The organism is Kordia sp., from assembly GCF_965224175.1.
Taxonomy (GTDB): Bacteria; Bacteroidota; Bacteroidia; order Flavobacteriales; family Flavobacteriaceae; genus Kordia.
In genome coordinates, this window is record NZ_OZ245041.1 from 3948897 (window position 1) to 3973464 (window position 24568).

24 protein-coding genes and 1 tRNA gene are annotated in these 24568 nt (G+C 33.1%); 9 read left to right on the top strand and 16 right to left on the bottom strand.

Translation table 11 applies throughout. The features are described 5' to 3' along the window. Positions 1-8: 8 nt before the first annotated feature. The 7 genes from ACOQOS_RS17100 to ACOQOS_RS17130 all read left to right on the top strand — a co-directional run bounded on the left by ACOQOS_RS17100 (position 9) and on the right by ACOQOS_RS17130 (position 4374). Entirely contained in the window at positions 9-1037 is a 1029-nt protein-coding gene (locus ACOQOS_RS17100) for an asparaginase (RefSeq protein ID WP_420571689.1), read from the top strand. A 57-nt stretch (positions 1038-1094) separates the two neighbouring features. Next, a tRNA-Ser gene (locus tag ACOQOS_RS17105) sits at positions 1095-1182 on the top strand. Positions 1183-1259: 77 nt separating this feature from the next. Next, positions 1260-1988, top strand: coding sequence for a MotA/TolQ/ExbB proton channel family protein (locus ACOQOS_RS17110; RefSeq protein WP_420571690.1), 729 nt, complete (start codon positions 1260-1262; stop codon positions 1986-1988). A 30-nt stretch (positions 1989-2018) separates the two neighbouring features. Then, on the top strand, positions 2019-2429 hold the full coding sequence (locus tag ACOQOS_RS17115; protein ID WP_420571691.1) for a hypothetical protein: 411 nt from the start codon (positions 2019-2021) through the stop codon (positions 2427-2429). Positions 2430-2431: 2 nt separating this feature from the next. Next, a complete protein-coding gene (locus ACOQOS_RS17120; RefSeq protein WP_420571692.1) occupies positions 2432-3073 on the top strand; it encodes an ExbD/TolR family protein in 642 nt (213 codons plus the stop codon). A gap of 13 nt (positions 3074-3086) precedes the next feature. Next, on the top strand, positions 3087-3572 hold the full coding sequence (locus ACOQOS_RS17125; protein WP_420571693.1) for an ExbD/TolR family protein: 486 nt from the start codon (positions 3087-3089) through the stop codon (positions 3570-3572). A 97-nt stretch (positions 3573-3669) separates the two neighbouring features. Beyond that, positions 3670-4374 carry a porin family protein gene (locus ACOQOS_RS17130; RefSeq protein ID WP_420571694.1) on the top strand — a complete coding sequence of 235 codons (705 nt, stop codon included), beginning with the start codon at positions 3670-3672 and terminating at the stop codon, positions 4372-4374. Here ACOQOS_RS17130 and ACOQOS_RS17135 read toward each other — a convergent pair. The 8 genes from ACOQOS_RS17135 to pyrH form a co-directional block, all read right to left on the bottom strand. Beyond that, the gene (locus ACOQOS_RS17135; protein ID WP_420571695.1) at positions 4369-4974 is read right to left on the bottom strand and encodes a hypothetical protein; all 606 of its coding nucleotides are present in this window, start codon (positions 4972-4974) and stop codon (positions 4369-4371) included. The genes ACOQOS_RS17130 and ACOQOS_RS17135 overlap by 6 nt on opposite strands. After that, positions 4974-6431, bottom strand: a complete 1458-nt coding sequence (rpoN, locus tag ACOQOS_RS17140) for an RNA polymerase factor sigma-54 (RefSeq protein WP_420571696.1) — start codon at positions 6429-6431, stop codon at positions 4974-4976. Before rpoN ends, ACOQOS_RS17135 begins: the two co-directional genes overlap by 1 nt. Before the next feature lie 302 nt (positions 6432-6733). Then, the gene (gene asnS / locus ACOQOS_RS17145; RefSeq protein ID WP_420571697.1) at positions 6734-8176 is read right to left on the bottom strand and encodes an asparagine--tRNA ligase; all 1443 of its coding nucleotides are present in this window, start codon (positions 8174-8176) and stop codon (positions 6734-6736) included. Positions 8177-8632: 456 nt separating this feature from the next. Continuing rightward, positions 8633-8953 (bottom strand): hypothetical protein, encoded by a 321-nt coding sequence (locus ACOQOS_RS17150; RefSeq protein ID WP_420571698.1) that lies wholly within the window; start codon positions 8951-8953, stop codon positions 8633-8635. A gap of 107 nt (positions 8954-9060) precedes the next feature. Beyond that, positions 9061-11529 carry an efflux RND transporter permease subunit gene (locus ACOQOS_RS17155; RefSeq protein WP_420571699.1) on the bottom strand — a complete coding sequence of 823 codons (2469 nt, stop codon included), beginning with the start codon at positions 11527-11529 and terminating at the stop codon, positions 9061-9063. A gap of 47 nt (positions 11530-11576) precedes the next feature. Continuing rightward, positions 11577-14099 (bottom strand): DUF5686 family protein, encoded by a 2523-nt coding sequence (locus ACOQOS_RS17160; protein ID WP_420571700.1) that lies wholly within the window; start codon positions 14097-14099, stop codon positions 11577-11579. Between the two features lie 186 nt (positions 14100-14285). Beyond that, positions 14286-14840: a ribosome recycling factor gene (gene frr / locus ACOQOS_RS17165; protein ID WP_420571701.1), complete on the bottom strand. Its 555-nt coding sequence runs from the start codon at positions 14838-14840 to the stop codon at positions 14286-14288. A gap of 113 nt (positions 14841-14953) precedes the next feature. Next, positions 14954-15661 (bottom strand): UMP kinase, encoded by a 708-nt coding sequence (pyrH, locus tag ACOQOS_RS17170; protein WP_420571702.1) that lies wholly within the window; start codon positions 15659-15661, stop codon positions 14954-14956. 153 nt (positions 15662-15814) lie between these two features. Here pyrH and ACOQOS_RS17175 point away from each other — a divergent pair, with 153 nt between their 5' ends. Beyond that, complete coding sequence (locus ACOQOS_RS17175) at positions 15815-16081, top strand: hypothetical protein (protein WP_420571703.1); 267 nt, start codon at positions 15815-15817, stop codon at positions 16079-16081. Between the two features lie 78 nt (positions 16082-16159). Here ACOQOS_RS17175 and tsf read toward each other — a convergent pair whose 3' ends face one another. The 4 genes from tsf to rplM form a co-directional block, all read right to left on the bottom strand. Next, positions 16160-17125, bottom strand: a complete 966-nt coding sequence (gene tsf / locus ACOQOS_RS17180) for a translation elongation factor Ts (RefSeq protein ID WP_420571704.1) — start codon at positions 17123-17125, stop codon at positions 16160-16162. Between the two features lie 105 nt (positions 17126-17230). Further along, complete coding sequence (gene rpsB / locus ACOQOS_RS17185) at positions 17231-18037, bottom strand: 30S ribosomal protein S2 (RefSeq protein WP_420571705.1); 807 nt, start codon at positions 18035-18037, stop codon at positions 17231-17233. Between the two features lie 177 nt (positions 18038-18214). Then, a complete protein-coding gene (rpsI, locus tag ACOQOS_RS17190; protein ID WP_420571706.1) occupies positions 18215-18601 on the bottom strand; it encodes a 30S ribosomal protein S9 in 387 nt (128 codons plus the stop codon). A 1-nt stretch (position 18602) separates the two neighbouring features. Continuing rightward, a complete protein-coding gene (gene rplM, locus ACOQOS_RS17195; protein WP_420571707.1) occupies positions 18603-19058 on the bottom strand; it encodes a 50S ribosomal protein L13 in 456 nt (151 codons plus the stop codon). A gap of 278 nt (positions 19059-19336) precedes the next feature. On the opposite strand from rplM, the gene ACOQOS_RS17200 reads away from it, so the two are divergent. Next, on the top strand, positions 19337-20341 hold the full coding sequence (locus ACOQOS_RS17200; RefSeq protein WP_420571708.1) for a hypothetical protein: 1005 nt from the start codon (positions 19337-19339) through the stop codon (positions 20339-20341). Between the two features lie 22 nt (positions 20342-20363). Here ACOQOS_RS17200 and ACOQOS_RS17205 read toward each other — a convergent pair whose 3' ends face one another. The 4 genes from ACOQOS_RS17205 to ACOQOS_RS17220 form a co-directional block, all read right to left on the bottom strand. Continuing rightward, positions 20364-21191 (bottom strand): TerC family protein, encoded by an 828-nt coding sequence (locus ACOQOS_RS17205; protein ID WP_420571709.1) that lies wholly within the window; start codon positions 21189-21191, stop codon positions 20364-20366. 16 nt (positions 21192-21207) lie between these two features. Further along, positions 21208-22407 (bottom strand): hypothetical protein, encoded by a 1200-nt coding sequence (locus tag ACOQOS_RS17210; protein WP_420571710.1) that lies wholly within the window; start codon positions 22405-22407, stop codon positions 21208-21210. Positions 22408-22419: 12 nt separating this feature from the next. Continuing rightward, complete coding sequence (locus tag ACOQOS_RS17215) at positions 22420-23325, bottom strand: acyltransferase family protein (protein WP_420575159.1); 906 nt, start codon at positions 23323-23325, stop codon at positions 22420-22422. 200 nt (positions 23326-23525) lie between these two features. After that, complete coding sequence (locus ACOQOS_RS17220) at positions 23526-24491, bottom strand: acyltransferase family protein (RefSeq protein WP_420571711.1); 966 nt, start codon at positions 24489-24491, stop codon at positions 23526-23528. Positions 24492-24568 lie beyond the last annotated feature (77 nt).

The window sequence follows — 24568 nt, forward strand, 5'->3', positions numbered from 1 at the left end:
AATAAACAATGACACAGCCAAAAATCCTCTTAATATATACTGGTGGAACAATTGGAATGATCAAAGATTTTGAAACAGGAGCTTTGCGTGCCTTCAACTTTGATAAGCTTTTGGAGCGCATTCCTGAGCTCTCACATTTAGATTGTGACATAGAAACTGTTGCCTTTGAAGAACCTATCGATTCTTCAGATATGAATCCTAGTTATTGGATTAGAATCGCAACAATTATTGAAGAAAACTATGATGCGTTTGACGGTTTTGTGGTATTGCACGGAAGTGATACGATGAGTTATTCGGCAGCAACCTTAAGTTTTATGTTAGAAAATCTAGCAAAACCAGTCATATTCACAGGTTCACAATTGCCAATTGGAGATTTGCGTACAGATGCCAAAGAAAACTTAATTACGTCAATTCAAATAGCATCCTTGCAAGATGAACAAGGAAAACCGCAAATTAAGGAAGTTGGCTTATACTTTGAATACAAATTATATAGAGCCAATAGAACGACAAAGATAAACGCAGAACATTTTGAAGCGTTTAACTCACTCAACTATCCGCCATTAGCAGAATCGGGAGTGCATTTAAAAATTTTCAAAGAAAATCTATGGCGTCCTGCAGAAGGAAAATCACTTCAAGTACACAAAAACATAGATAATAACATTGCATTAATTAAACTTTTTCCAGGTATAACACGTACAAGTTTAGAAGGTTTTCTAGCTTCAAATACTATAAAAGCGATTGTTTTAGAGACATATGGAGCAGGAAATGCACCTACAGAAGCTTGGTTTTTAGAATTTTTACAAGAAATAAAGCAAAAAGGTATAATTATTGTGAATGTTACGCAGTGTTCAGGTGGTAAAGTTATTATGGGGCAATATGAAACAAGTGTTGCTTTAAAAAAGCTAGGAATCATCAGCGGTAAAGACATTACAACAGAAGCAGCCATTGCAAAATTGATGTATCTTTTGGGAAGAAAAATGAATCAATATGAGTTCAAAACTGCCTTTGAAACACAAATTAGAGGTGAAATGTCCTAAAAATAACTGGATATATTTCAAAAACTAAAATATTTTTTGTTATTTGCCCGACGATAGAGAGAGGTGGCCGAGTGGTCGAAGGCGCACGCCTGGAAAGTGTGTATGCGGCACAACCGTATCGAGGGTTCGAATCCCTTCCTCTCTGCAGAAATTTATCGTAAATAATTATAAAATTTTTATATCTTTAACCCGATTAACTAACAAAATTTAAGTTCAAGAGAAATGAAAAAAGGATTTTCTATTATGGCTGTAGCCATGTTAACGATTTTAAATGTAGGTGTTGCAACAGCGCAAGATGTAGCAGATAAAGCACCAGAGGCTCAAGGAATTCACCAAGTATTAAAAGAATACTTTATCAAGGGTGGACCAGGATTCATGGGAATTGTATTGTTATGTCTTATCTTAGGATTAGCAATATGTATTGAAAGAATCATATACCTAAACATGGCATCAACAAACAATAAGAGATTATTAGCAAATGTTGAGAATGCATTATCAACAGGTGGTGTAGAAGCTGCTAAAGAAGTAGCAAGAAGCACAAAAGGACCAGTTGCATCTATTTTCTATCAAGGATTAGATCGTATGGACGAAGGTGTTGACAATGCAGAGAAAGCTGTAGTAGCATATGGTGGAGTACAAATGGGACAATTAGAAAGAAACGTATCTTGGATTTCTTTATTCATCGCCATTGCACCGATGTTAGGATTCATGGGAACGGTAATTGGTATGATCCAAGCCTTTACTCAAATTCAAGCAGCAGGTACATTAGATGCTTCGTTAATTGCAGGTTCTATTCAGGTAGCCTTATTAACAACAGTATTCGGTCTTATCGTGGGTATTATCCTTCAGATTTTCTATAACTATATTATTGCTAAGATTGATAGTATTGTAAACGATATGGAAGATTCATCTATTTCTCTAATAGATTTATTGGTTCGTTACAAGAAATAATACTGTCAACTTTTTACAATACAATATAATATGAAATCATTAAAATTAATATTAACAATCTTGATTGCCGCAATCGCAGTTGTAGGGTTAGTGCTTTACATCTTGATTTTAACAGGCAAATCTACAGGAAATGGAATGATTGTTGCGGGTGAAATACTTGTTGGTGTTACTGCTTTGATTGCAATTTTCTTTGGAATCAAAAACTTAGCAACAAACCCAGAAGCTTTAAAGAAATCAATAATTTCTATAGCTGTACTAGCAATCATTGTAATCCTTTCTTATGTATCTGCAAGTGATACATTAAGACAAGTTGGAGATATCTCCATAGATGCAGGGACTTCTAAATGGGTAGGAGCAGGAATATACATGTTCTACTTTTTAGCAGCAATTGCTATTTTAGCAATGATTGGATTTGGAATAAAAAAATCACTTAACAGATAATTATGGGAAGAAGAAATATACCAGAAGTTAATGCAGGTTCTATGGCCGATATTGCATTCTTACTTCTTATCTTTTTCTTAGTTACAACAACCTTCCAGGAGGATTCAGGGATCAACAGAAAGTTGCCGCCTATGCCACCTCCAGGAGTAACACCACCTATCATTAAGCAAAAGAACTTATTTACAGTATTAGTAAATAAAAACAATGATCTTTTGGTTGAAGAAGAAGTGATGGAGTTGAAAGACTTGCGTCAAGCAGCTATCGATTTCCTAGACAACGGTGGAGGAACTAACGAAAAAGGAGAGCCTTGTAACTACTGTAAAGGTAAAAGAAGTGAGGATTCATCCGATCATCCGAACAAAGCAATTATCTCTGTAAGAAATGACAGAGAAACTGAATACAAAACATTTATTTCTGTGCAAAATGAGCTTGTAGGAGCTTATAATTTCTTAAGAAATCGTGAAGCTTATAAGCTTTATGGTAAGAAGTATGGAAATAAAAACGAGAAAGCTTATACTTTCATGGATTCTGTAGCAGCGCATCCTCAAACAGATACGCGACTTAAAGAAGAATTGAAAGAAAAACTCGAGGTTGTAAAGAATATGTATCCTTTAAAGATATCTGAAGCAGAAACTAATAATTAAAACGTAGCGTACTATGTCTAAATTTAAAAAGAAAAAAAGTGGTGAGTTGCCACCAGTATCTACAGCAGCTTTACCAGATATCGTTTTCATGTTATTATTTTTCTTCATGACGGTAACAACCTTTAAGAAAGATGATTACAAGGTAAAACAAGAGTTACCTTATGCTGATCAGGTTCAAAAACTTGATAAAACAGATCCTGTAATCTACATTTACGCAGGAAAGCCAAGCTTAAGGTATCAAAGTGAACTAGGAACACAAGCAAAAATTCAGTTAAATGATAAGTTTGCTGATGTTTCTGAAATCAAAGATTATTGGTTTAATACATTGAACAATGATCTTGGGCAGGAATTTAGAAATGTTGCTATTACTGCCTTAAAAGTAGATAATGAAACGAATATGGGATTAATAGCAGATATTAAACAACAACTTCGTGAAATTAATGCTTTAAAGATTAACTACACTACTAGAAAAGGTGAAGTAAGTCAAAATTACAAATAGAAGATCTTAAATTTATATTTTAAAAAGCACTCTTTTTTAGAGTGCTTTTTTTGTACTATCTTGTTACTAATTGTTCGAAAAATTATTTTGTAAACACATGGAAATTGGAAAACGTATTGTTTTAGGAATCTTATTTGTTTTTTTAGGAATGCAATGTCTTTTAGCGCAAGAAGTGGAACAAGACACAATTCCTGATGATAAATACAGAGAAGATCAAATTTATATTGGAGTTACCTATAACATTCTTCAAAATCGCCCTAGAGGTATTTCTCAGAACAATTTATCAAACGGCTTGCATATTGGAGTCATTCGTGATTTTCCGATCAATAAAAAGCGTAATAAAGCAATTGGAGTTGGTTTAGGATATTCTTATAATTCCTATTTTCATAATTTAAAAGCTACTGAGACTCCTAATGGAATTACTTATGAGGCTATAGCTAGCAATGAAGGTTTTAAGCGTAATAAATACAGAACACATGTAGTAGAGCTTCCTTTGGAATTTCGCTGGAGAACGTCTACAGCAAGTGATTATAAGTTTTGGCGTATTTATGGAGGATTTAAACTTGGGTATATCTTCTCTGGAGTTTCAAAATTTGTAGGCGATAACGAAAAAATTAAGTTTCAAAACAAAGACATAAATCGCTTCCAATATGGGTTAACGCTCAGTGCAGGTTATAACACATGGAATTTTCATCTATACTACGGACTTAACAAACTTTTTAAAGACACAACAGTTACAACAGATGGTGAACAATTTGAAATGAATATTATTAAAGTTGGTTTGATGTTTTACATCTTATAACCAATGAAATGTGACTAGTAATTGCGGAATCCAACCAATAAAAAAGCCGATAATTAATTCGGAAACAGTGTGAGCTTTTAAGAATAGGCGAGAAGTGGCGACCAATCCAATCGCAAAAATGAGAATGCTTAAAGCGAACGTAATGTTAAGTTGATAAGTAATACTTAATACGATTAAAAACATAACAAGTCCTGAAATTCCCATCATATGCATACTTGCTTTTACACGAAATAGGACTAAAACTAAACAAGCCAAAGCTGCAATTAAACTTCCTAAAAAGAAATCATACAACTCTGCAAAAATAGACTTCGTTATGACTTTGGTAATGATAAGAAATAATACCAAAACGTAAATGTATAGCGGAATTTTACGTTGCTCAACTTTCTTTACAAAAATTGAATCAATCAGTCCAAAACGTTTCAATAGAATAAAAATCAGGATAGGAATGAAGATGGTAAAAATAGAAATTGTAATCGCAACGTCTATTTTAAAACCTAATTCGTACATTCTTGGTGTGACTAAAAAATAGCCAACCGTTGCCATCACTGGAATAAAAATAGGATGAAATATATATGATATAAGGTTTAAAAATGCACGCATTAGATTTTTTTTCGTAATCGTGCTACAGGAATATCAAGCTGTTCTCTATATTTTGCAACTGTTCTACGTGCAATTGGATATCCTTTTTCCTTTAAAATCGTCGCTAATTTTTCGTCAGTCAATGGTTTTTTCTTATTCTCTTCTTCGATAACTGTTTCCAGAATCTTTTTGATTTCTCGTGTAGAAACATCTTCTCCTTGTTCATTTTTCATCGATTCAGAGAAAAATTCTTTGATCAATTTCGTTCCATACGGTGTATCTACATATTTGCTATTTGCCACACGTGATACGGTAGAAACATCCATATTGATCATATCAGCGATATCTTTTAAGATCATTGGCTTCAGCTTGCGCTCATCACCAGTAAGGAAATATTCTTCCTGATAATGCAAAATAGCATTCATTGTAACCAACAGTGTCTGTTGGCGTTGCTTAATAGCATCAATAAACCATTTTGCAGCATCTAACTTCTGTTTTATGAACATCACGGCATCTTTCTGAGATTTCGTCTTCTGACGCGTATCTTTATAGCCTTTAAGCATGTCGTTATAATCTCTAGAAACATGCAATTCTGGTGCGTTACGTCCGTTTAAAGTGAGTTCTAAAATACCTTCTACAATGCGAATTGTAAAATCGGGAACTATGTGTTCTATAATTTTTGTGTTTCCGGCATACGATCCGCCAGGTTTTGGATTTAAACGTTCAATTTCCAAAATAGCATCACGCAATTCTACTTCGGTAATATCAAATTTTTGGAGAAGCTTCTTATAATGTTTCTTAGTAAAATGCTCAAATGATCTATCTAAAATATTGATTGCCATTTCTATAGAAGCTGTCGGTTCTTTGCGACGCAACTGAATTAACAAACATTCTTGTAAATTTCTAGCGCCAACTCCAGCAGGATCTAATTCGTGAACAATGCTCAGTATGCCAGCTATATTTTCGTCTGTAGTAAATATATTTTGTGTAAATGCTAAATCGTCTACAATATCTTCTAGAGGTCTACGGATATAGCCACTTTCGTCAACACTTCCTATTAAAAACTCTGCAATTTCTCGGTCTTCTTCAGAAAGTCTAACAGTATTTAATTGATTTTTTAAATGTTGATTAAAAGAGGTTCCTGAAGCATACGGAACACTTTTTTCTTCATCATCAACACTGTAATTATTTGCCTGTAAGCGATAATTAGGAATTTCGTCATCGCTCAAATATTCGTCTACATTTATATCTTCTGCTGCAATTGCTTCATTGCCGTAATCATCTTCATAATCATTAGACAAATCAGCGTCAAAATCATCAGTTTGTTCCTTACCACTATCTAAAGCAGGATTTTCTTCTAGTTCTTGCTTCAATCGTTGTTCAAATGCCTGAGTAGGCAACTGAATCAATTTCATCAATTGAATCTGCTGTGGAGATAGCTTCTGAGATAGTTTAAAGTTTAGTTGTTGTTTTAGCATATTAGTTTGTGTACAACCTTTTTAAAGGTTTAAAATGGATTGGTTTTGTATTGTTTTGGTAGTGCCAATCAAAAATGAGACCATTATTTAAAATTACGATTAATTTTTTTAAAAATGGGTCTTTGTTTTACACAAATATAAGAAACCTATAAAGGTATCGAAAGCGACATTGCAAAAAATAACAAGGTATTTCCTGTGTTTGCAGTTTTCGTATTTAACAGGCAAAATATTCCATAAAAAAGAAAATAGCGTATATAAAAAAAGCAGACAATTGTCTGCTTTTAATTTTTATGTTTTGTTTCTTAAAATTCTGCATTTAGTGGAGTTCTTGGATAAGGAATCACGTCTCTAATGTTGCTCATACCTGTAGCAAACATTACCAAACGCTCAAAACCAAGTCCAAAACCAGAATGTACTGCAGTTCCGTATTTTCGAAGTTCCAAATACCACCAAAGTTCTTCTTCAGGAATGTCTAAAGCAGCCATTTTTTCTTTTAATACGTCTAAGCGTTCTTCACGTTGCGATCCTCCAACAATTTCTCCAATACCAGGGAATAAGATGTCCATTGCACGAACTGTCTTTTCATCTTCGTTCAAGCGCATATAAAATGCTTTGATATTTGCAGGGTAATCAAATAAAATCACAGGACATTTAAAATGCTTTTCTACTAAGAAGCGTTCATGTTCACTTTGTAAATCTGCGCCCCATTCGTTGATTAAATATTTGAATTTCTTCTTTTTGTTTGGCTTCGAATTGCGTAAAATATCAATAGCTTCTGTATAGCTTACGCGCTTGAAGTTATTATCAATTACAAAACGTAATTTCTCAGTTAGTGTCATTTCACTACGTTCTGCCTGAGGTTTTGTTTTATCTTCTTTAATTAAGCGTTCTTCTAAAAAGGCTAAATCGTCTGCATTGTGTTCCAGTACATAACTTAAAACAGATTTCATGAAGTCTTCTGCTAAGTCCATGTTTCCTGCTAAGTCCATAAAAGCAACTTCTGGTTCAATCATCCAGAATTCTGCTAAATGACGTGATGTATTTGAGTTTTCGGCTCTAAACGTTGGTCCAAATGTGTACACTTTTCCAAGTGACATTGCATACGTTTCTGCTTCTAACTGTCCAGAAACGGTTAAATTTGTTTCCTTTCCAAAGAAATCTTTTGAATAATCTACGTTTCCTTCTTCATCCAATGGTGGATTTTTAGGATCTAACGTTGTTACGCGAAACATTTCTCCAGCACCTTCTGCATCACTTCCAGTAATAATTGGCGCATGCATATAATAGAATCCGTTATCGTTGAAATATTTATGAATAGCAAATGATAACGAAGAACGTAAACGCATTACAGCACTAAATGTATTTGTACGTGTACGTAAATGAGCTTGTTCACGTAGTTTTTCGAGTGTATGTCTTTTCTGTTGAAGAATTGTCTTTGATACTTCTTCTGGATCAGCATCACCTAAAATGGTAACTTCTTTTACTTGAATTTCTACTTTTTGTCCTTTTCCTTGACTTTCAATTAATTCTCCAGTAATAGAAACAGCAGCACCAGTACCAATACGTTTTAGAATGTCTTCATTCGTATTTTCAAAATCAACAACACATTGAATATTATTTATGGTAGATCCGTCATTTAAAGCAATAAAACGATTTGCTCTAAAAGTTCGTACCCAACCTTTTACAGTAACTTCCTGTAGTAATGTTTCTGAGTTTAATAACTCAATGACTGTGTATGATTTCATCTCTATAATAATTTAGGCGACAAATATAGTTTATTAGTGAAAACTTATGAAATAGGCTACAACAATTTTTTAAAGCAAACCTATATGATTATAAGTGAAATCATAGATTCAGGAATCCGTTGGCAAATAATATAAATTCATGAGTAATAGAATCTGATGGAAGTCTTACAAAAATAATAGAAGTAAAAGGTTGTGAGGTAAAAATAAAGACACATTTTGTACGAAGAGTATGTTTTTCTGTTGAGAGAATACGTCAGGGCGTAAAAATACCTAGAAATAAAAGGGAATTACCCAGTAAAAAGGGGATTTTTCCCCTTGCTTAAACGCTCAATCTTGACATATATTTGTCATGGCTATTAATCAATTGTAATCTTAATTTGTCTTCAAGATTAAGTAAATTAAGGTAGGTTTGGGGGAACCTATAAAGTCTGAATGCTGTAACAACAGCTTCAGGCTTTATTTCATTTTAGTCAAAATTGATTTGAACTTTTCTACATTCTCAATTCCTAAATGTTCAAGTATCCCAAATTTGAAGTTGATTTGAAATTCTTTTTCTAAAGTACGTGATAAATTATCACTTGCTTTTATTTCTCCTTCAAACCAATTGTCCCAAGTGCATAAAACAAATTCATTTTCTTTTTGAAATTCGTATAAATCAAAGTCAATGCCTTTGTCAAATTGTCTATAATCTGTAACAACAGTCCAATCAGATTTTTTGAAAAATTCAATTATTTCATACCAAATACTAGTAGGTATTTCTGTTGCAATTGTTTTCATAGAAACTTACTCATGCATCAAAAATATTAAAAAGTATTGGTTGCTGTATTTTTATGTTTTCCTTTTTAGGGATAATGAATAAAGTATGAATACAGTTAAAGAAGTTTTTAGTCTTTATTTTTTAAATACTTTCCTTTGTGTTTGTTAGCTTCTCCTTCATTTTCATCATCATCTTCTTTTCGTGTAAGTTCAGATAGTTTTCTGTTTTCCTTTTCAGGAAGGATTCTAAAGTTAGGCTCTTTTAATACACGCTTATTAGCAATGCTTCGTTCTAGCGAAAGCAATAAGGAAGGCAATAGTAATAAGTTTGCTAGCATGGCAAAGAGTAACGTAGCAGAGACTAATCCGCCTAAAGCGACAGTTCCACCAAAACTAGATATCATAAATACCGAAAATCCGAAAAATAAAACAATAGATGTGTAAAACATACTAACACCAGTTTCACGCAATGCAGCGTAGACAGATTTTCTAATTTTCCAGTGATTACTTCGTAGTTCTTGCCTATATTTTGCTAAGAAATGAATTGTATCGTCTACAGAAATTCCAAAAGCTATACTAAATACTAAAATGGTAGAAGGTTTGATAGGAACGCCTAAAAAGCCCATCATTCCAGCAGTAATGAGTAGTGGAAGTAGATTAGGAACTAAAGATATTAAAATCATTCGGAACGAACGGAATAAGTACGCCATGAATAAGGAAATTAAAAAGATGGCGAGCGATAACGACATGATTAAGTTATCTACCAAATATTTTGTTCCTTTTAGGAAAACCAATGCTTTCCCTGTCATGGTTACTTTGTATTTTCCCTTGAACGTTTTGTCTATTTTGGCTTGTAAATTTTCTTCGATACGTTCCATTTTATCTGTGCCAATATCTTTCATGAACGTTGTGATACGTGCATATTGACCTGTAGAATCAACAAAACTATTGAGTAAATTTGTATTAGATTTTGATTTTACAGCGTAAGCTGATATGATATTATTTTCAAGAGAAGAAGGTAAGCTGTAGTTTTTTGCTAAACCTCCAAAAAATGCCTGACGTGAATATTTTGCCAAACTCACAATAGACATTGGTTTTGATAACTCTGGCGTTTCCATGATGATATCCTCAAACTTCTCCATACGTTTTAGTGTAGGAAGTCTTGTAACTCCATTTTTACGATCGGTATCAATCATAATTTCCAATGGCATAATGCCGTCAAATTCATGTTCAAAGAAGCGAATATCTCTAAAAAAATCTGCGTTTTGAGGCATGTCTTCAATTAAGCTTCCGGAAATTCGTATTTGATAAATTCCAACAATACTTAAAGCTAATAAAATCACAGAGGTAACATATACAGCAAATCTGTGATGACGCACCATTTTTTCCATCCAGCCTACAAAGCCACCAATCCAACGTTTGTTTAAGTGATTTAAGTGTTTTTGCTTTGGCAATGCCATGAAACTATAGATAATCGGAATGATTAAAAGTGACAAAATAAAAATAGCAATGATATTGATAGATGCTACAATACCAAACTCTTTGAGAAGTTTACTTTCCGTGATGATAAAGGTTGCAAAACCAGCAGCTGTGGTTACATTGGTCATTAACGTAGCATTTCCAATTTTTGAAATTACACGTTGTAATGATTTCGCTTGGTTTCCGTGTTTTTTTATTTCCTGCTGATATTTATTGATGAAAAATATACAGTTCGGGATTCCAATTACAATAATTAATGGTGGAATCAGAGCTGTTAATACAGTGATCTCGTAATGCAGTAATCCTAAAACGCCAAATGCCCACATTACACCAATAATTACTACAATCATAGAGATAAAAGTGGCGCGAAACGATCGGAAGAAAAAGAAAAAGATCAAACTTGTAATTAATAGCGCAGCGCCAATAAATAAACCGATTTCATCAACAATATTTTGTGAATTAAGCGTACGAATGTATGGCATTCCAGAAACACGTAAATCAAGTCCTGTTTCTTGTTCAAATTCTTCAATTATGGGAAGAATTTCATCGTATATAAAATCTTTACGAACAATGGTGTTTACGATCTCTTTGTCTAAATAAACCGCTGTTCTAATGGTTCCTTCGTCATTAAATAGCAAGCTTTCGTAAAAAGGAAGATTGTTGAATAATTCATTTTTGATGTCGTCAACTTCAACTTGTGTTTTTACTTCTCCAGAAACTAAATCTTTTAATGTAAAGCTTTCGTTTTCATCATCTTTGATTAGTTTTTTGAGATTTTCAGTAGAAATTACGGCGCTTACTTCTGGTTTTGCATTGAGTCTTTTGCTTAATCTATTCCAAGCATTGAACTTTTGCGGAGTAAACAAAGAACTGTCTTTGACAGCAAGAATAATGAGGTTTCCTTCTTCACCAAAAATATCAAGGAATTTGTTGTATTCAATGTTTACGGGATGATTGTCAGGTAATAAATTAGCTTCTGTATAGGAGAAACGCATGTTTTTCCATTGGTATCCTAAAAATACTGTCATCGCTATAACAAGTGCAAGAATAACGATTCTGTTTCTAAGAATCAGTCTTGCTACACTTGACCAAAAGCGCGTATTTATCCATTTAATCATTATTCCATTTTTGCTCGTGCAAATTTATGAAAAACGATTGAAGCTAGCTAGAATCCTAAACTAAAATAATAAGTGAATTTAAATGATAAATTATCTTCGAATTTAGGTAAATGATATGCACCATATCGGTACATAAAGCTTAATCCGAAGCCTGCAAAAAGTTTGTTGATTTCAAATCCAGATTCAGAAAAACCATGACGTAGAGAGTTGAATTGCTGTCCTAAATGTCTGTCAATATCTTTGGCATCTCCAATAGCAAATCGTGAAATTAATGTCAATTCTGGACGAAAACCTCTTGTAATTTTAAAAGGCTTGAATTGATGTTTTGCTTGAAACATGGCAAATTTATCTGAGAAAAACTCATTGAAATACATGGTTTCAAAACTATTTCTTCCTGCAATAGAAAAACGCTGTAATAATACGTCTTTGTTAGGATTGTTTGGTGATGTATGATATAAATGCGAAATAGGAATATCGCCCAAACCTAAGCCACCTTTTATTAAAAAAGAAGTAACTCCTTTATCAATAGGTCTTATTTCATGCACCATTCTAAAGTCTAACTTTGTATAGTTGAAATTACCGCCTAAAAGTCCGTCAAAACTCTGAGTTGCTTGAAAAGCAAATTGTGGAAACCCTTTTTTAATTTCATTACGTCCGTGACGCGTTTGCATGTATTCACTGAATGGATTCCATTGCACAGAAAAAATAGCTTCCGTAATCTCATAGGCATTGAAAATTTCTCCGCCTTTTACAAAACCATAATCGTAGGTAGATTCTACATTGCTTTTGGAAATCATCAAATTAGCATGTGTTTTTGCTGTAATTTGATGCTCTATGTTCGCTGTTAAACGTCTAGTTTCATAGAATAAGTCAATATTGAATAATCGCGGCTCAAAGAGTGAAAATGCACGTCTATCTGTAATAAAACGAGAGCTTCCTGTTTCTACTAAATCATCTGTGTATGATACGCCAAACCAAGTCTGCGTGCGTTTATCCAATCGTGCTGCAGCGCCAACTCCAAATTTAAAATCTTTGTCACGCGTTCCGTAAACACCATAACCATTAATGCGATATTTAGTAGAAAAATTCGCATTAGTGACTCCGCCAAGTCCTAAACGAAATGCTTCGTAATTATTATACTTTAATAAATAGCGTAAATCTAAATCGATATATTTCGTCGGATAATATCCTTTGAGTAACTTTCTTGCTAAGTAAATATCTTTTTCAACGCCATCTTCCGCAATAATACTGTCTAAAACCACATAAGTTTCTTTGCCTCGTTTTGTGATACTATCGGTTCGAAATCTGTTCCAGTATTCTTGACTTCTGTCATGTGCTTGTTCGTCAATTTCTATGGCTAAACCACGTCCGCGAATTTTTACAGGCTCATTAATAGTTAAGTCAAAATTTTGGGTTTTTGAACTCAAATACACAAAATCGTCTACATCTTGTTTGTTGCTACGAACAGTTTTTGTACTGTCTTGTACTTGTCCGCGTTGTACTTTGATAGTTTGTCCAAAAAGAGATACAGAATCGTCAGTCTTTCCTTTTCTAATTTGAATTTCTTTATCGGTTGGAAACCAAACTGCAAAGGCTTCATTGTATTCGAAATTTTGAACAGCTTTGATGTCAATCACACCTTTTATTTCTGCAATTCCTTTTTGTAAAGCATACGATTCGCGATCAATATATAAAATACCTTCTAGGCCAGAAGTTTTTCCTTTTTTCTTCGGACTGTAATAAATCATATAAGATTCGCGATTGCTATTGCTAACAGTATCTAATATTTTGTAATTGTATTTAGAAAGTGCATTTCCTGCCATTGGTCCTGTGTAAGAAGTCCCAAAAAGTTCATATTTGTTTTTGTAAAAGGAGAATGACTGAATTTTAATGCCTAATACTTCATAAATAGGTTCTTTAAAACCTGCCATGCGAGTCGCTAGAATCTTTTCACGCTTTCCTTTCTCTGCACTAAAAGAAACTTCACTGACTTTTTCCGTCATGTAAATATGACTTCGTGTAATATCTTTTTTGAAGCTATAATTGGATGAATCCACTTGTTTAAAGACTAATTTTCCATCTTTTTTAGTGTAGATAGAATCAATTTGTCCATTGATAGAGTCAGGATTCGCAGTGACTAAAAGTTTATTGTATGAGTTGAGTTTAAACGTTTTTAGTTTGCGTTCTGGATCATTTAATTTTTTATTAGAAATCGCATCACGCATAATTTGCAATGCAGGATTTTCTTTATTGTATAATACAACAGCATCTAAAGCTTCTTGTGAAGGATCTAATTGTATTTTTAAAAAGGTAGTATTTTGATCAACAGGAACTGTGATTGTTTTGTAGCCGATGTATGAAACCTTGATCGAAGAAATATTTTGTTTCAAATTTAGGGTAAATTTTCCTTCCGCATCGGTAATTGTACCTTTTGAGGTAGAAATAAAGATATTCGCAAACGGTAATGCTTCCTTAGATTGTTTGTCGGTTACAACTCCCGAAATTGTTTGTTGAGCAAAAGCAACAACGGAACTGAATAATAAAATAAAAATCAGTAAAGATTTTTTCATCTGTTATGGTATGTTTTAGAGGTCAGATGTAATTGGTCGAGAAATACTTTCGTTACTATCAACGTTTGTATTGCGACTTATTTTGTAGCGACCTTTTTCTTATAACGAATAATATGGCATAATGTTACAAAAAATAAAGCGACCATTGGTCGCCATATTTTAAGTTTATTATAAGTTTAACGTTTTTTAAACCGTCATAATTTCTTTTTCTTTCAATGCATAAATCTCATCGATCTTCTTGCTATAACTATCTGTTAATGCTTGTATGTCAATTTCTGCATTCTTCTTTGCGTCATCGGAAACTTCAAGACCTTTGATTTCTTTGTTTCCTTCTTGTCGTGCATTTCTAACTCCAACCTTAGCATCTTCAGCTTCACTTTTAGATTGTTTTGCTAAATCTTTACGGCGTTCTTCAGTTAATGGCGGAACGTTGATAATAACAGATTCACCATTATTCATTGGGTTGAATCCAAGGTTTGCAATCATAATTCCTTTTTCAATTTCTTGAATCATACTTTTTTCCCACGGCTGTATTGTGATTGTACGCGCATCTGTGCTATTTACATTTGCGACTTGCGATAATGGAGTTTGTGAACCATAATAATCAACCATAACACTCGATAACATTGCAGGAGAAGCTTTTCCAGCTCTAATTCCTAATAATTGCTTATTTAAGTGAGTAATGGTATTCTCCATTGCTTCTTTGGTCGTATCTATGATAAATTTAATGTCTTCGTTCATAATGTTTTTAATTATTGAATATAATAGCCAGTATTATATACTATATCATTACTAATTTAAAATATTTTTTCGTTTTTGCTCGAATAAAATCAAAAACTACGCCATTTTTTGACTTACAAGTTTACTTTCGTACCAATATTTTCTCCAGAAACCACTTTTAATAAGTTTCCTTGTGTGTTCATATCAAATACAATAATTGGTAATTCGTTTTCTTGACTTAAGGTAAATGCAGTTGTGTCCATGACTTTTAAACCTTGTTTCAATACTTCGTCAAAAGAAATATGATCAAATTTAATGGCTTCTCTGTTCTTTTCAGGATCTTCATTGTAAATACCATCTACACGTGTTCCTTTTAGGATGACATCTGCATTTACTTCGATAGCGCGTAAAACAGCAGCAGAATCGGTAGTGAAATATGGATTTCCGGTTCCAGCTCCAAAAATTACAACACGTCCTTTTTCTAGATGACGAATCGCTTTTCTTTTTATGTATGGTTCTGCAACTTCTTTGATCTCTAAAGCTGTAAGTAATCTTGTGTGAACATCGGCATCTTCTAAGGCACTTTGCAATGCCAATCCGTTAATTACAGTGGCAAGCATTCCCATATGATCTCCTTGAACTCTGTCCATGCCGTTGCTAGCTCCTGCAACACCTCTGAAGATATTTCCACCACCAATAACAATGGCTACCTGTATTCCTAGGTCTACAACCTTTTTGATTTCTTCGGCGTATTCGGCTAAACGTTTTGGGTCTATTCCATATTGTCTTTCGCCCATAAGCGCTTCACCTGATAATTTTAGTAAAATTCTTTTGTATTGCATTGTCTGTTGTGATGAGTTTTGCAAATATAGCAAATAATGAAGTGTACAAAAATGTTTTTAAGTATCATACTTAATTTTGTTCTAACTAAGCCTGAAATTTAAGATGCGTATCTTTAAAAGAAATAAATAGTAACCAATTAAATTTTTAAAATCATGAAAAAAAGAAAACTAAAATTAGGGTTGAACAAAGTTGATGTTTCTAAGTTAAACTCTGTAAATGGAGGAGGAAGAAATAAAAGTAATGTTGCTACCTGTGTAGAAACAGTTAGTCTAAATTTTTTAGATCTTTGTTGTAAAACATTTTTTAATGGAACTACGAGTGATGAATCTCCACTAACTGGTGCGGCTTGTGACGGGACAAGCGCGGGGTTAGATTGTACAAATAATGGATGTGAAGGAGCAACAGATAATACAATTTAAATTGCAAAAGTCAGAAACTAAAAAGGATCGTCAATTTGACGATCCTTTTTATATGTAAAACGCCGAAGCGTAATTTGCTTATCCTAAAGAAGCACGTTTGAAACCTGTTACTTCAACTTCTCCGTAAGAAGAAACGTATTTAGCAACTGTAGACTTTTCATCTTTAATGAAGTCTTGGTCTAATAAACATTGTTCTTTGTCTAAAGTAGTGTTATCAGAAATGAATCTTTCCATTTTTCCTGGTAAGATACGATCCCAGATTTTTTCTGGTTTTCCTTCTGCAGCTAACTGAGCTTTTGCATCTTCTTCAGCTTTTGCTAATACTTCTTCTGTCAATTGAGACATAGAAATATATTGAGGAACATTTTTCAATGTTTTTCCTAAACGAACTAACTCTTCATTTTCTTTTTCAATTGCAGCAATTCTAGCTTCAGTTTCAGAAGCAACAAAAGCTGGATCGAAATCTTTGTAAGATAATGTAGTTGCTCCCATAGAAGCTACTTGCATTGCTAGATCTTTAGCTAATGTTTCAGCATTGTCTACATTTGCAGATAATCCAACAACAGCAGCAATTTTGTTAATGTGTACGTAAGAACCAACATAAGAAGCTTCAATTTTATCAAAAGCTTTTAAGTCAATTTTCTCACCAATAACTCCAGTTTGTTCTGTTAATTTTTCAGCAACAGTCATTCCACCGAAATCAGCAGCTAAAAATTCTTCTTTGTTATTGAATCCAATTGCTAAGTTTGCAAAATCTTTTGCTAAGGCAACGAAACTTTCGTTTTTACCAACGAAATCAGTTTCACATCCTAAAACGATAGCAACACCTGCAGTGTTATCATCATTTACTTTAGCAGCAGCTACACCTTCAGAAGACTCACGATCTGCTCTTTTGGCAGCAACTTTTTGTCCTTTTTTACGAAGGATATCAATTGCTTTATCGAAGTCACCTTCAGCTTCAACTAATGCTTTTTTGCAGTCCATCATTCCTGCACCTGTAGCTTTTCTTAATTTACCTACTTCTGCGGCTGTAATTTTTGCCATTTTATGTTTGTTTTAATGTTAATACGTCAATTCAGCATTTTCAAAACGAGCAGCAAAGCTACTTATCTTTCTTTGATGAATTAACGTATCAACGTTAAATAATAATTATTTTGTTTCTTCTTTTGCTGGAGCTTCTGTTGTAGCAGGAGCAGCTGGTTTAGCTTCTGCTTTTGGAGCAGCAGCGGCAGCTTCTTTCTCAGCTTTTTTAGCTTCTTTTTCAGCTTTTCTGTCAGATAATCCTTCGATTACAGCATCTGTAACGTGTGTTAAGATATTCTCGATTGATTTAGAAGCATCATCATTTGCAGGAATTACATAATCAACCTCTCTTGGGTCAGAATTAGTATCAACCATTGCAAAAATTGGAATGTTTAATTTTTGAGCTTCTTTAATCGCGATATGCTCACGTTTGATGTCTACTACGAACAATGCACCTGGAAGACGCGTCATATCAGAGATAGAACCTAAGTTTTTCTCTAATTTTGCTCTTAAACGATCAACTTGTAAACGTTCTTTCTTAGATAAAGTCATGAACGTTCCATCTTTCTTCATTCTATCAATAGAAGCCATTTTTTTAACGGCTTTTCTGATCGTTACAAAGTTAGTTAACATTCCACCTGGCCATCTTTCAGTGATGTAAGGCATGTTAGCTTTCCCTGCTTTTTCAGCAACGATGTCTTTTGCTTGTTTTTTGGTAGCTACGAAAAGTATTTTTCTACCAGAGGCTGCAATTTTCTTTAAAGCTTCGTTAGCTTCGTTGATTTTAGCAGCAGTCTTGTATAAGTTAATGATGTGGATTCCATTACGCTCCATGTAGATGTATGGCGCCATGTTTGGATCCCATTTTCTTGTCAAGTGTCCAAAGTGTACACCTGCATCAAGTAAGTCTTTTACTTCTATGTTATTTGCCATTTTTGTAAATAGTTTACGTTCCGTTGAATTAGCAATAGGTGAGTAGCAATTGATTTTTTATAATTGGTCTTACCTATTTAGATGCTAAACTAAATTTCGCTAGTGCGAAACAACGACAACATGATTTTAATTTCAATAATAAATGAACAGTACGTTTTTTTGAAAAACGACCAAAAATTAACGTTTCGAGAATTGGAACTTCTTACGAGCTTTCTTCTGTCCAAATTTCTTACGTTCAACCATTCTTGGATCTCTTGTTAATAATCCTTCTGGTTTTAATGCTAATCTGTTTTCAGCATCGATCTCACATAATACTCTTGAGATTGCTAAACGAACAGCTTCTGCTTGTCCTGTAGCTCCACCACCATATACATTTACGTTTACGTCGTAAGCGTCAACAGTTTCAGTTAAAGCAAATGGTTGCTTTACTTTATACTGTAATGTAGGTGTTGGGAAATACGTTTCAAATGCTTTTTTGTTTACGGTAATGTTTCCAGTTCCTGGAGTAACATATACACGAGCAACAGCGGTCTTTCTACGACCAATTTTGTGAATAACTTCCATGTTACATTAAATCATTTAAGTTAATAGTTGTTGGTTTTTGAGCTTCTTGTCCGTGCTCTGCTCCAACATAAACTTTTAGGTTACGGAATAATGCGCTACCTAATTTGTTTTTTGGTAACATTCCTTTCACTGATTTTTCCACTAATTTAGCTGGATCTTTTTCGAAAAGTTCCGAAGCAGTTAGTGATCTTTGACCACCTGGATATCCTGTGTGACGAATATAAGATTTGTCCGTCCACTTGTTTCCAGTTAAGTTGATTTTTTCAGCATTGATAATGATTACATTATCTCCGCAATCAGCATGTGGTGTAAAGCTAGGCTTGTACTTACCTCTAAGTATTTTTGCTACCTTAGAAGCCATACGCCCTAGCGTCTGTCCTTCAGCGTCAACCAAAACCCATTGCTTGTCTGCAGTAGCTTTGTTTGCTGAAATTGTTTTGTAGCTTAATGTGTCCACACTAATTTTTTTTAATAATTAAACATTCCTATCTCTTAAAAAGAGTCTGCAAAGGTAAGATTTATTCTGTAGATAACAAATACATTGTAAAGAATACTGAAAATAGTTAAATGTATTGGTTTTCATTAGCTTAGTTTCCGTTTGTAAATTTGATTGAATCGTATTTCTAGATTGATTCTTCTCGTTGAGATTTATGCTGTGATGACAGTTGATTTCAAAGTGCTAAAAAAAAGCTTGAAAACATATTTTTCATAGTATCTTTAACGAAAGTTTTACAAATGAAATTTTTGTCAAAAATAAAGAAGTTTTTTGTCAATACTATTGTTATAGGATTGCTAAGCTTGGTGTTGTTTGAGTTTTTATATAGAAATTCAGCGATTGATTTTTATAATACAGAAACTTCGCATTTAAATAGTGAAGCTGATTTAGAAAAGTCTTCTGTAGATTTTTTAGTGTTTGGTGATTCTTTTTCAGCTACCGCAAAAGAGATTAATTATATCGAAAAAATTAAACAAGATCATCCCAAAGTTTCTATTGTGAATGTAAGTGTTCCTGGAATTGGTGTGAGACAAGTGAATACATTCGCGAAAGCAAAAATTAAAAAACATCAGCCTAAAGCAATTATTTATCAAATTTATGTGGGAAATGATTTGATTGATGTGAATCATTTGTGGAGCATGGAAGCGTTTTCTTTGGCTAGAAATGTGTATTGGGAAGCATCCGATTATTTTTTGAGTTTATCGTATTTGAATCATAAGGCATCTGCATTTAGTCCAAGGGTAAATAGTAGAGCTTATACTATGGCAACAGATGTTTTTTCGGTAGATTATTACGATCAGCGTACCAAACGCTTTTTGAATTTTGACAGTTCGTATTTAACGAATATGCTGAGTTTGCAAGCTCCTTTTAAAACGCGTTATGATGAATGGTTGAGTTATATGCAGACGTTTTTGGAAACAGTTTCGAAAGATATTCCTGTGTATTTAGTTTGGATTCCGCATTGCGCGCAAGTGAATGATTATTATATAGATAATTTGAATAGCTTGGGAGCTACTTTTAAAGATAAAGCTGCAGTACAAGAAGTTAATTACCTATTTTTTACACAAGCAACAAAGGATTTAAAAGTGTACAGTAATGTGACACAAATAAACCCTTTATCGATTTTTCAAGTAAACGATACTTTTGAGAATCGTTTGTATTTTGCCAACGATCCACATATTAATAATAATGGTAATGTGGTGTTGAGCGATTTTTTACAGTCTGAAATTATATTTGAGAAATAGAATGAAGTAAACAAATTACAAATTATTTGTTTTTCATTTCCATTGCTTCGTCTTGCGCTGCTTTTTTTGCCAATAGATTTTTTTGATATCTACCTTGTACAATGTCAATGATAACTAATGTTATGATAACGAAGTAGAAGGTTGCTTTACTCATTTGCTCTACTTCACTTCCGAAGAATTTTAATTTTGCTAAATGTCCGCCTTCAGATAACAGCATGATTCCTACAATGAAAAGGATGAATAGTCCTAATACTTCATACATTTTGTTTTTCTGCAAGAAGTCAGACACTTTGTCGGCCATAACAATCATTAATAATCCTCCTAATATAATAGCGATGGTCATTAAGATTAATTGCGGGTTTTTGTCCATGTCGCTTGTCAATGCCATAGCACTTAGTATAGAATCGAATGAAAAAACTAAGTTCATGACTACAATCCATGTAACAACACTTTTTACAGATTTTTTGCTTTCTGCACCTTCCACTTTTTCATGTTCTTTCATGAGCATCATGTGCCAAATTTCTTTGACTGCTGTATAAATGATGAAAATTCCACCTGCTAATACGATTAAACTATGTCCATTAAGATCAAATTCTACTACTGTATTACTGTGCATTGAAAGGAACGGATTTTGGAAATACTGAATTAGCTGTAACAGTACAAAAAGTAGTACAATTCGTAATATAATCGCCAAGCCTACACCCATTTTTCGAACATATGATTGTTTGTCTTTTGGAGCTTTTTGCGATTCTAAGGAAATATACAATAGGTTGTCAAATCCTAAAACAGCTTGCAATAGCACAAGCATTAATAGCGTGAAAAGACTATCTAAGGTTAAAAGTTGTTCCATGTTTCTTTATGTATAATTAGTTATTGGTTTCTGTTAGTTGTTCTGTTTTAGATTCTGTTACAGTATCTTTTGTTTTTGTTTCCAATAATGGTTTTATGTGTGGAAATATTTTGTTGGCAACTAATTTGTTTCCTACTTCGCCTGTGTGGCAAAAATCGAAATAAATTGTTTTTTCAGTATTGTCAAATACATTGCTAATATCTACAAAAGTTGTGTCTTTGATCATCAAAGAATCTTTGCGAACTGCTTCATATGATAATTTATATAAGTTTTCGTAATACTGGTGACTTTTAAAATATTCTTGTTCGGTTTCGCTTAAGTATTTTTTTGAATAAATGTTAGGTTGCACAAAATTAAATACTGTAAAGCCGTATTCGTTTTCTAAGCTTTTGGATATTTTTACAAGACCTAAATAGTTTTCTGCAATGCTTGGAGCTAATGCATCAGAACGTGCGCTCAATTGTTTGTAAGCTGAATTCGTAAATAATCTGCGTTGCATTGTTGTAATGAATCTGTATAGATTACTTGAGTAAATCATAAGAAGAATGCGTTTTTTGTAGCTGTGCGCAATTTTAAACTCTTTTTTTCTATTGTAAGCGTTTGTTGGAGTTCCAGCCTCATTGTTTTGATGAGCAGAAATAACTTCATTGACACCATCATAAAAAATAACAATGTCTGGAATGTTATTTTTAACGAGTTCTCGCTGTAGCTGAATGTTTTCTGTAGCACGTGTATATCCATGACAACCAAAGTTAGTGACTTCAACATTTTTATTGGGAAAGTTTGTGTGAATTAAGGTTGCTAATTCTGATGGAATTGTATGCTCATCTCTCGATCCAGAACTATACATGGTAGAACCTCCAAAACAAAATATTTTTATCGCTGTGGCGGAATCTTTCAAATTTGGATTGGCTGTTTTTCGATGTCCGTTTTCGTAAATGGTATTGTGTTTTCCATTCATGGCTTTAAAGCGGTAATGCAAATAAGGTTCCCATTGCATATCTTGCTCACGAAGCTCACGATAAATTTCTTTAATAGCTTCATTATCCAAATCGTCAGTTTCATACAAGCCAGAAGCAATAATTCGTTCGGTATTTTCATCAATACCACTTTCGTCATGATATCTGTAAAAAATACCCAATCCAATTTCTAACAAAAGAAGAATGATTAGTACATTTCTGAATAATATATAGGCAAATTTGAGTTTACTTTTCACGAGTAGGATAGTTTATAAAATGTATTTCAGTTTTTTATTTAGTTGTATCAATATATAACTAGCAGCTATAGATAGTATAATTGCCATCAAAGTTAAGGATATGGATTCTAAAGTAACAAAATATCGAATGACAAAAACCATCAATGGATGTACCAAATAGATGGCAATAGAATATGATGATAACAGCTTGCTATCTATCTTAGCATTTACAGAAAACGAAAATGTAGATAGTAATAATACGGGAGCCGCTATAAAACAAGAAAGGCATATAATACTTAACGAACGATCTATGTTATAATAATAATTAAACAAGCTTTCTATAGTAAGTAATATAAAACTAAGTATCAATAATCCGATGATTTGTTTTCTTGTTAGCTTTTTATGAAAATTGGAACGTCTAATGATATATCCAACGGCTAAAAAAGGTAAATCAAATAATAGAAAATTACGATGTGTAGGCGTAAAGTTTACCAATTTGACAAGTATTTCTGGTTCTGTAACGAGTTTTAAATCTCCTAATATCTGAATAAAATATCCGATGCAATACAATATGATAGAACCTATAAGTAAGGTTTTGTTAGAGAGATTTCGAACGGAGTACAGTAGCAATCCGCCGACCAAAAACGAGGCAACATACCATAAATGGTTGAATCCAATGACAATATTTAATAACAATTTTATAGGACTATTGTAATTAGGATACACCCAAAAGTAACTGAAAACCAGCATCCATACTATATACAAAATGGCAATACGTTTGGTCCAAAATTTAACGCGACCGTTTTGGAAAACAGTATATAAAAAGAATCCATTAACACAGAAAAAAAAGGGTATGACAGGTCTAAAGATACCTTTGAAAAATAAATAATTTATAAATTCATTATGGTCGTATAAAAAGTTACAATGAAAGGCAACCACTAGCAATGAAGCAACAACTTTTAAGATGTCAATTAATATATTTCGAGAAGTGGTTTGCAATACAGCGTTAGTTTTTTGAATTTTTAAATATATAATATTTCTTTTTAACAATACTGTCTCTAGTAAAAATTCAAAGTGAAGTTTGGTTTTGCTCTATAATCTACAGATACATGTCGTTTATGTTTCTTGAGGAGAAATCTTTATAAAATATATTTGAATTTTCTATTGAGTAAAATTAACAAATAGCTTGCGATTGCAGCTAACAGAAAGGTGACAAGTGTTAAGATTATCGAATCTAAAGTGAAAAAGTGATATATCAATACTAAAATTAACGGATGTATTAAATACAGGGCAATTGAATAGGATGATAATAGTTTGCTATTGAGTTTTGATGTGGTTTTAAAAGTAAATGCGGCAATTAATAACGCAGGTGCCAAAAATAAGTAGGAAAGATATGTGTTGAGAACAGCTTCTCCTGTAACAAAATAATAGGTGATTAAATTTTCTGCAATCAGAAGCATCAAGCTTATAATGAGTAATTTTTTGACAAATGATTTGCTGAGTTTGGTGTGAATGTTTGTACGTTTAATGACATAACCAATACTTAAAAGTGGCAATGCAAAAAGTAGAAAGTTACGATGTAGCGGCGGATAATTAATCAGTTTGTCTACAATAGATTGTTCCGAAAATACATGAAGTTGTCCTACATATTGAATAACGATTCCTATAATGAATAAAATAAATGTGCCTATTATTAATATTTTATTTGAAGCATTTCGAAGTTTATACAATGTCAATCCACCCAAAAGAAGCGCGGCCAAATACCATAAATGATTAAAGCCAAATATAAATGTTAGTATCACTTTTATCAGATTGAATTCCTGTAAGTATGTCCAAAAATAAGCGTAAATCAACATCCAAATAAGATATAATATACCAACACGCTTGAACCATATGTGTATGCGATCGTTTTTGAATACGCTGTATAAAAAGAAACCGTTGACGCAGAAAAAGAACGGAACAGCAATTCTGAAAATTCCGTTGGTAATAGTTTGAAAAGCTACTTCGCTGTATTCAATTAAAAAATTACAATGCGTACCAATTACAAATAATGCAGCGATGACTTTTAAAATATCTAACAGTATGTTTCGTGAAGTGGTTTGCATACTTATGATGATTTTTGAAGCTTAAGTAATGTGATATTGATATACGTATTTGTTTGTAATAACTTTTTGACACGCAT

Bases quoted from the DNA above. Each gene is read 5' to 3' on its own strand.
- ACOQOS_RS17110 (WP_420571690.1), top strand. From the start codon at position 1,260: ATGAAAAAAGGATTTTCTATTATGGCTGTAGCCATGTTAACGATTTTA.
- rpsI (WP_420571706.1), bottom strand. From the start codon at position 18,601: ATGGAAGTTATTCACAAAATTGGTCGTAGAAAGACCGCTGTTGCTCGT.
- rpsB (WP_420571705.1), bottom strand. From the start codon at position 18,037: ATGGCAAATAACATAGAAGTAAAAGACTTACTTGATGCAGGTGTACAC.
- ACOQOS_RS17160 (WP_420571700.1), bottom strand. From the start codon at position 14,099: ATGAAAAAATCTTTACTGATTTTTATTTTATTATTCAGTTCCGTTGTT.
- ACOQOS_RS17130 (WP_420571694.1), top strand. From the start codon at position 3,670: ATGGAAATTGGAAAACGTATTGTTTTAGGAATCTTATTTGTTTTTTTA.
- ACOQOS_RS17200 (WP_420571708.1), top strand. From the start codon at position 19,337: ATGAAATTTTTGTCAAAAATAAAGAAGTTTTTTGTCAATACTATTGTT.
- ACOQOS_RS17220 (WP_420571711.1), bottom strand. From the start codon at position 24,491: ATGCAAACCACTTCACGAAACATACTGTTAGATATTTTAAAAGTCATC.
- ACOQOS_RS17125 (WP_420571693.1), top strand. From the start codon at position 3,087: ATGTCTAAATTTAAAAAGAAAAAAAGTGGTGAGTTGCCACCAGTATCT.
- ACOQOS_RS17205 (WP_420571709.1), bottom strand. From the start codon at position 21,191: ATGGAACAACTTTTAACCTTAGATAGTCTTTTCACGCTATTAATGCTT.
- pyrH (WP_420571702.1), bottom strand. From the start codon at position 15,661: ATGCAATACAAAAGAATTTTACTAAAATTATCAGGTGAAGCGCTTATG.
- rpoN (WP_420571696.1), bottom strand. From the start codon at position 6,431: ATGCTAAAACAACAACTAAACTTTAAACTATCTCAGAAGCTATCTCCA.
- ACOQOS_RS17135 (WP_420571695.1), bottom strand. From the start codon at position 4,974: ATGCGTGCATTTTTAAACCTTATATCATATATATTTCATCCTATTTTT.
- asnS (WP_420571697.1), bottom strand. From the start codon at position 8,176: ATGAAATCATACACAGTCATTGAGTTATTAAACTCAGAAACATTACTA.
- ACOQOS_RS17115 (WP_420571691.1), top strand. From the start codon at position 2,019: ATGAAATCATTAAAATTAATATTAACAATCTTGATTGCCGCAATCGCA.
- ACOQOS_RS17120 (WP_420571692.1), top strand. From the start codon at position 2,432: ATGGGAAGAAGAAATATACCAGAAGTTAATGCAGGTTCTATGGCCGAT.
- ACOQOS_RS17155 (WP_420571699.1), bottom strand. From the start codon at position 11,529: ATGATTAAATGGATAAATACGCGCTTTTGGTCAAGTGTAGCAAGACTG.
- ACOQOS_RS17175 (WP_420571703.1), top strand. From the start codon at position 15,815: ATGAAAAAAAGAAAACTAAAATTAGGGTTGAACAAAGTTGATGTTTCT.
- ACOQOS_RS17150 (WP_420571698.1), bottom strand. From the start codon at position 8,953: ATGAAAACAATTGCAACAGAAATACCTACTAGTATTTGGTATGAAATA.
- tsf (WP_420571704.1), bottom strand. From the start codon at position 17,125: ATGGCAAAAATTACAGCCGCAGAAGTAGGTAAATTAAGAAAAGCTACA.
- frr (WP_420571701.1), bottom strand. From the start codon at position 14,840: ATGAACGAAGACATTAAATTTATCATAGATACGACCAAAGAAGCAATG.
- ACOQOS_RS17100 (WP_420571689.1), top strand. From the start codon at position 9: ATGACACAGCCAAAAATCCTCTTAATATATACTGGTGGAACAATTGGA.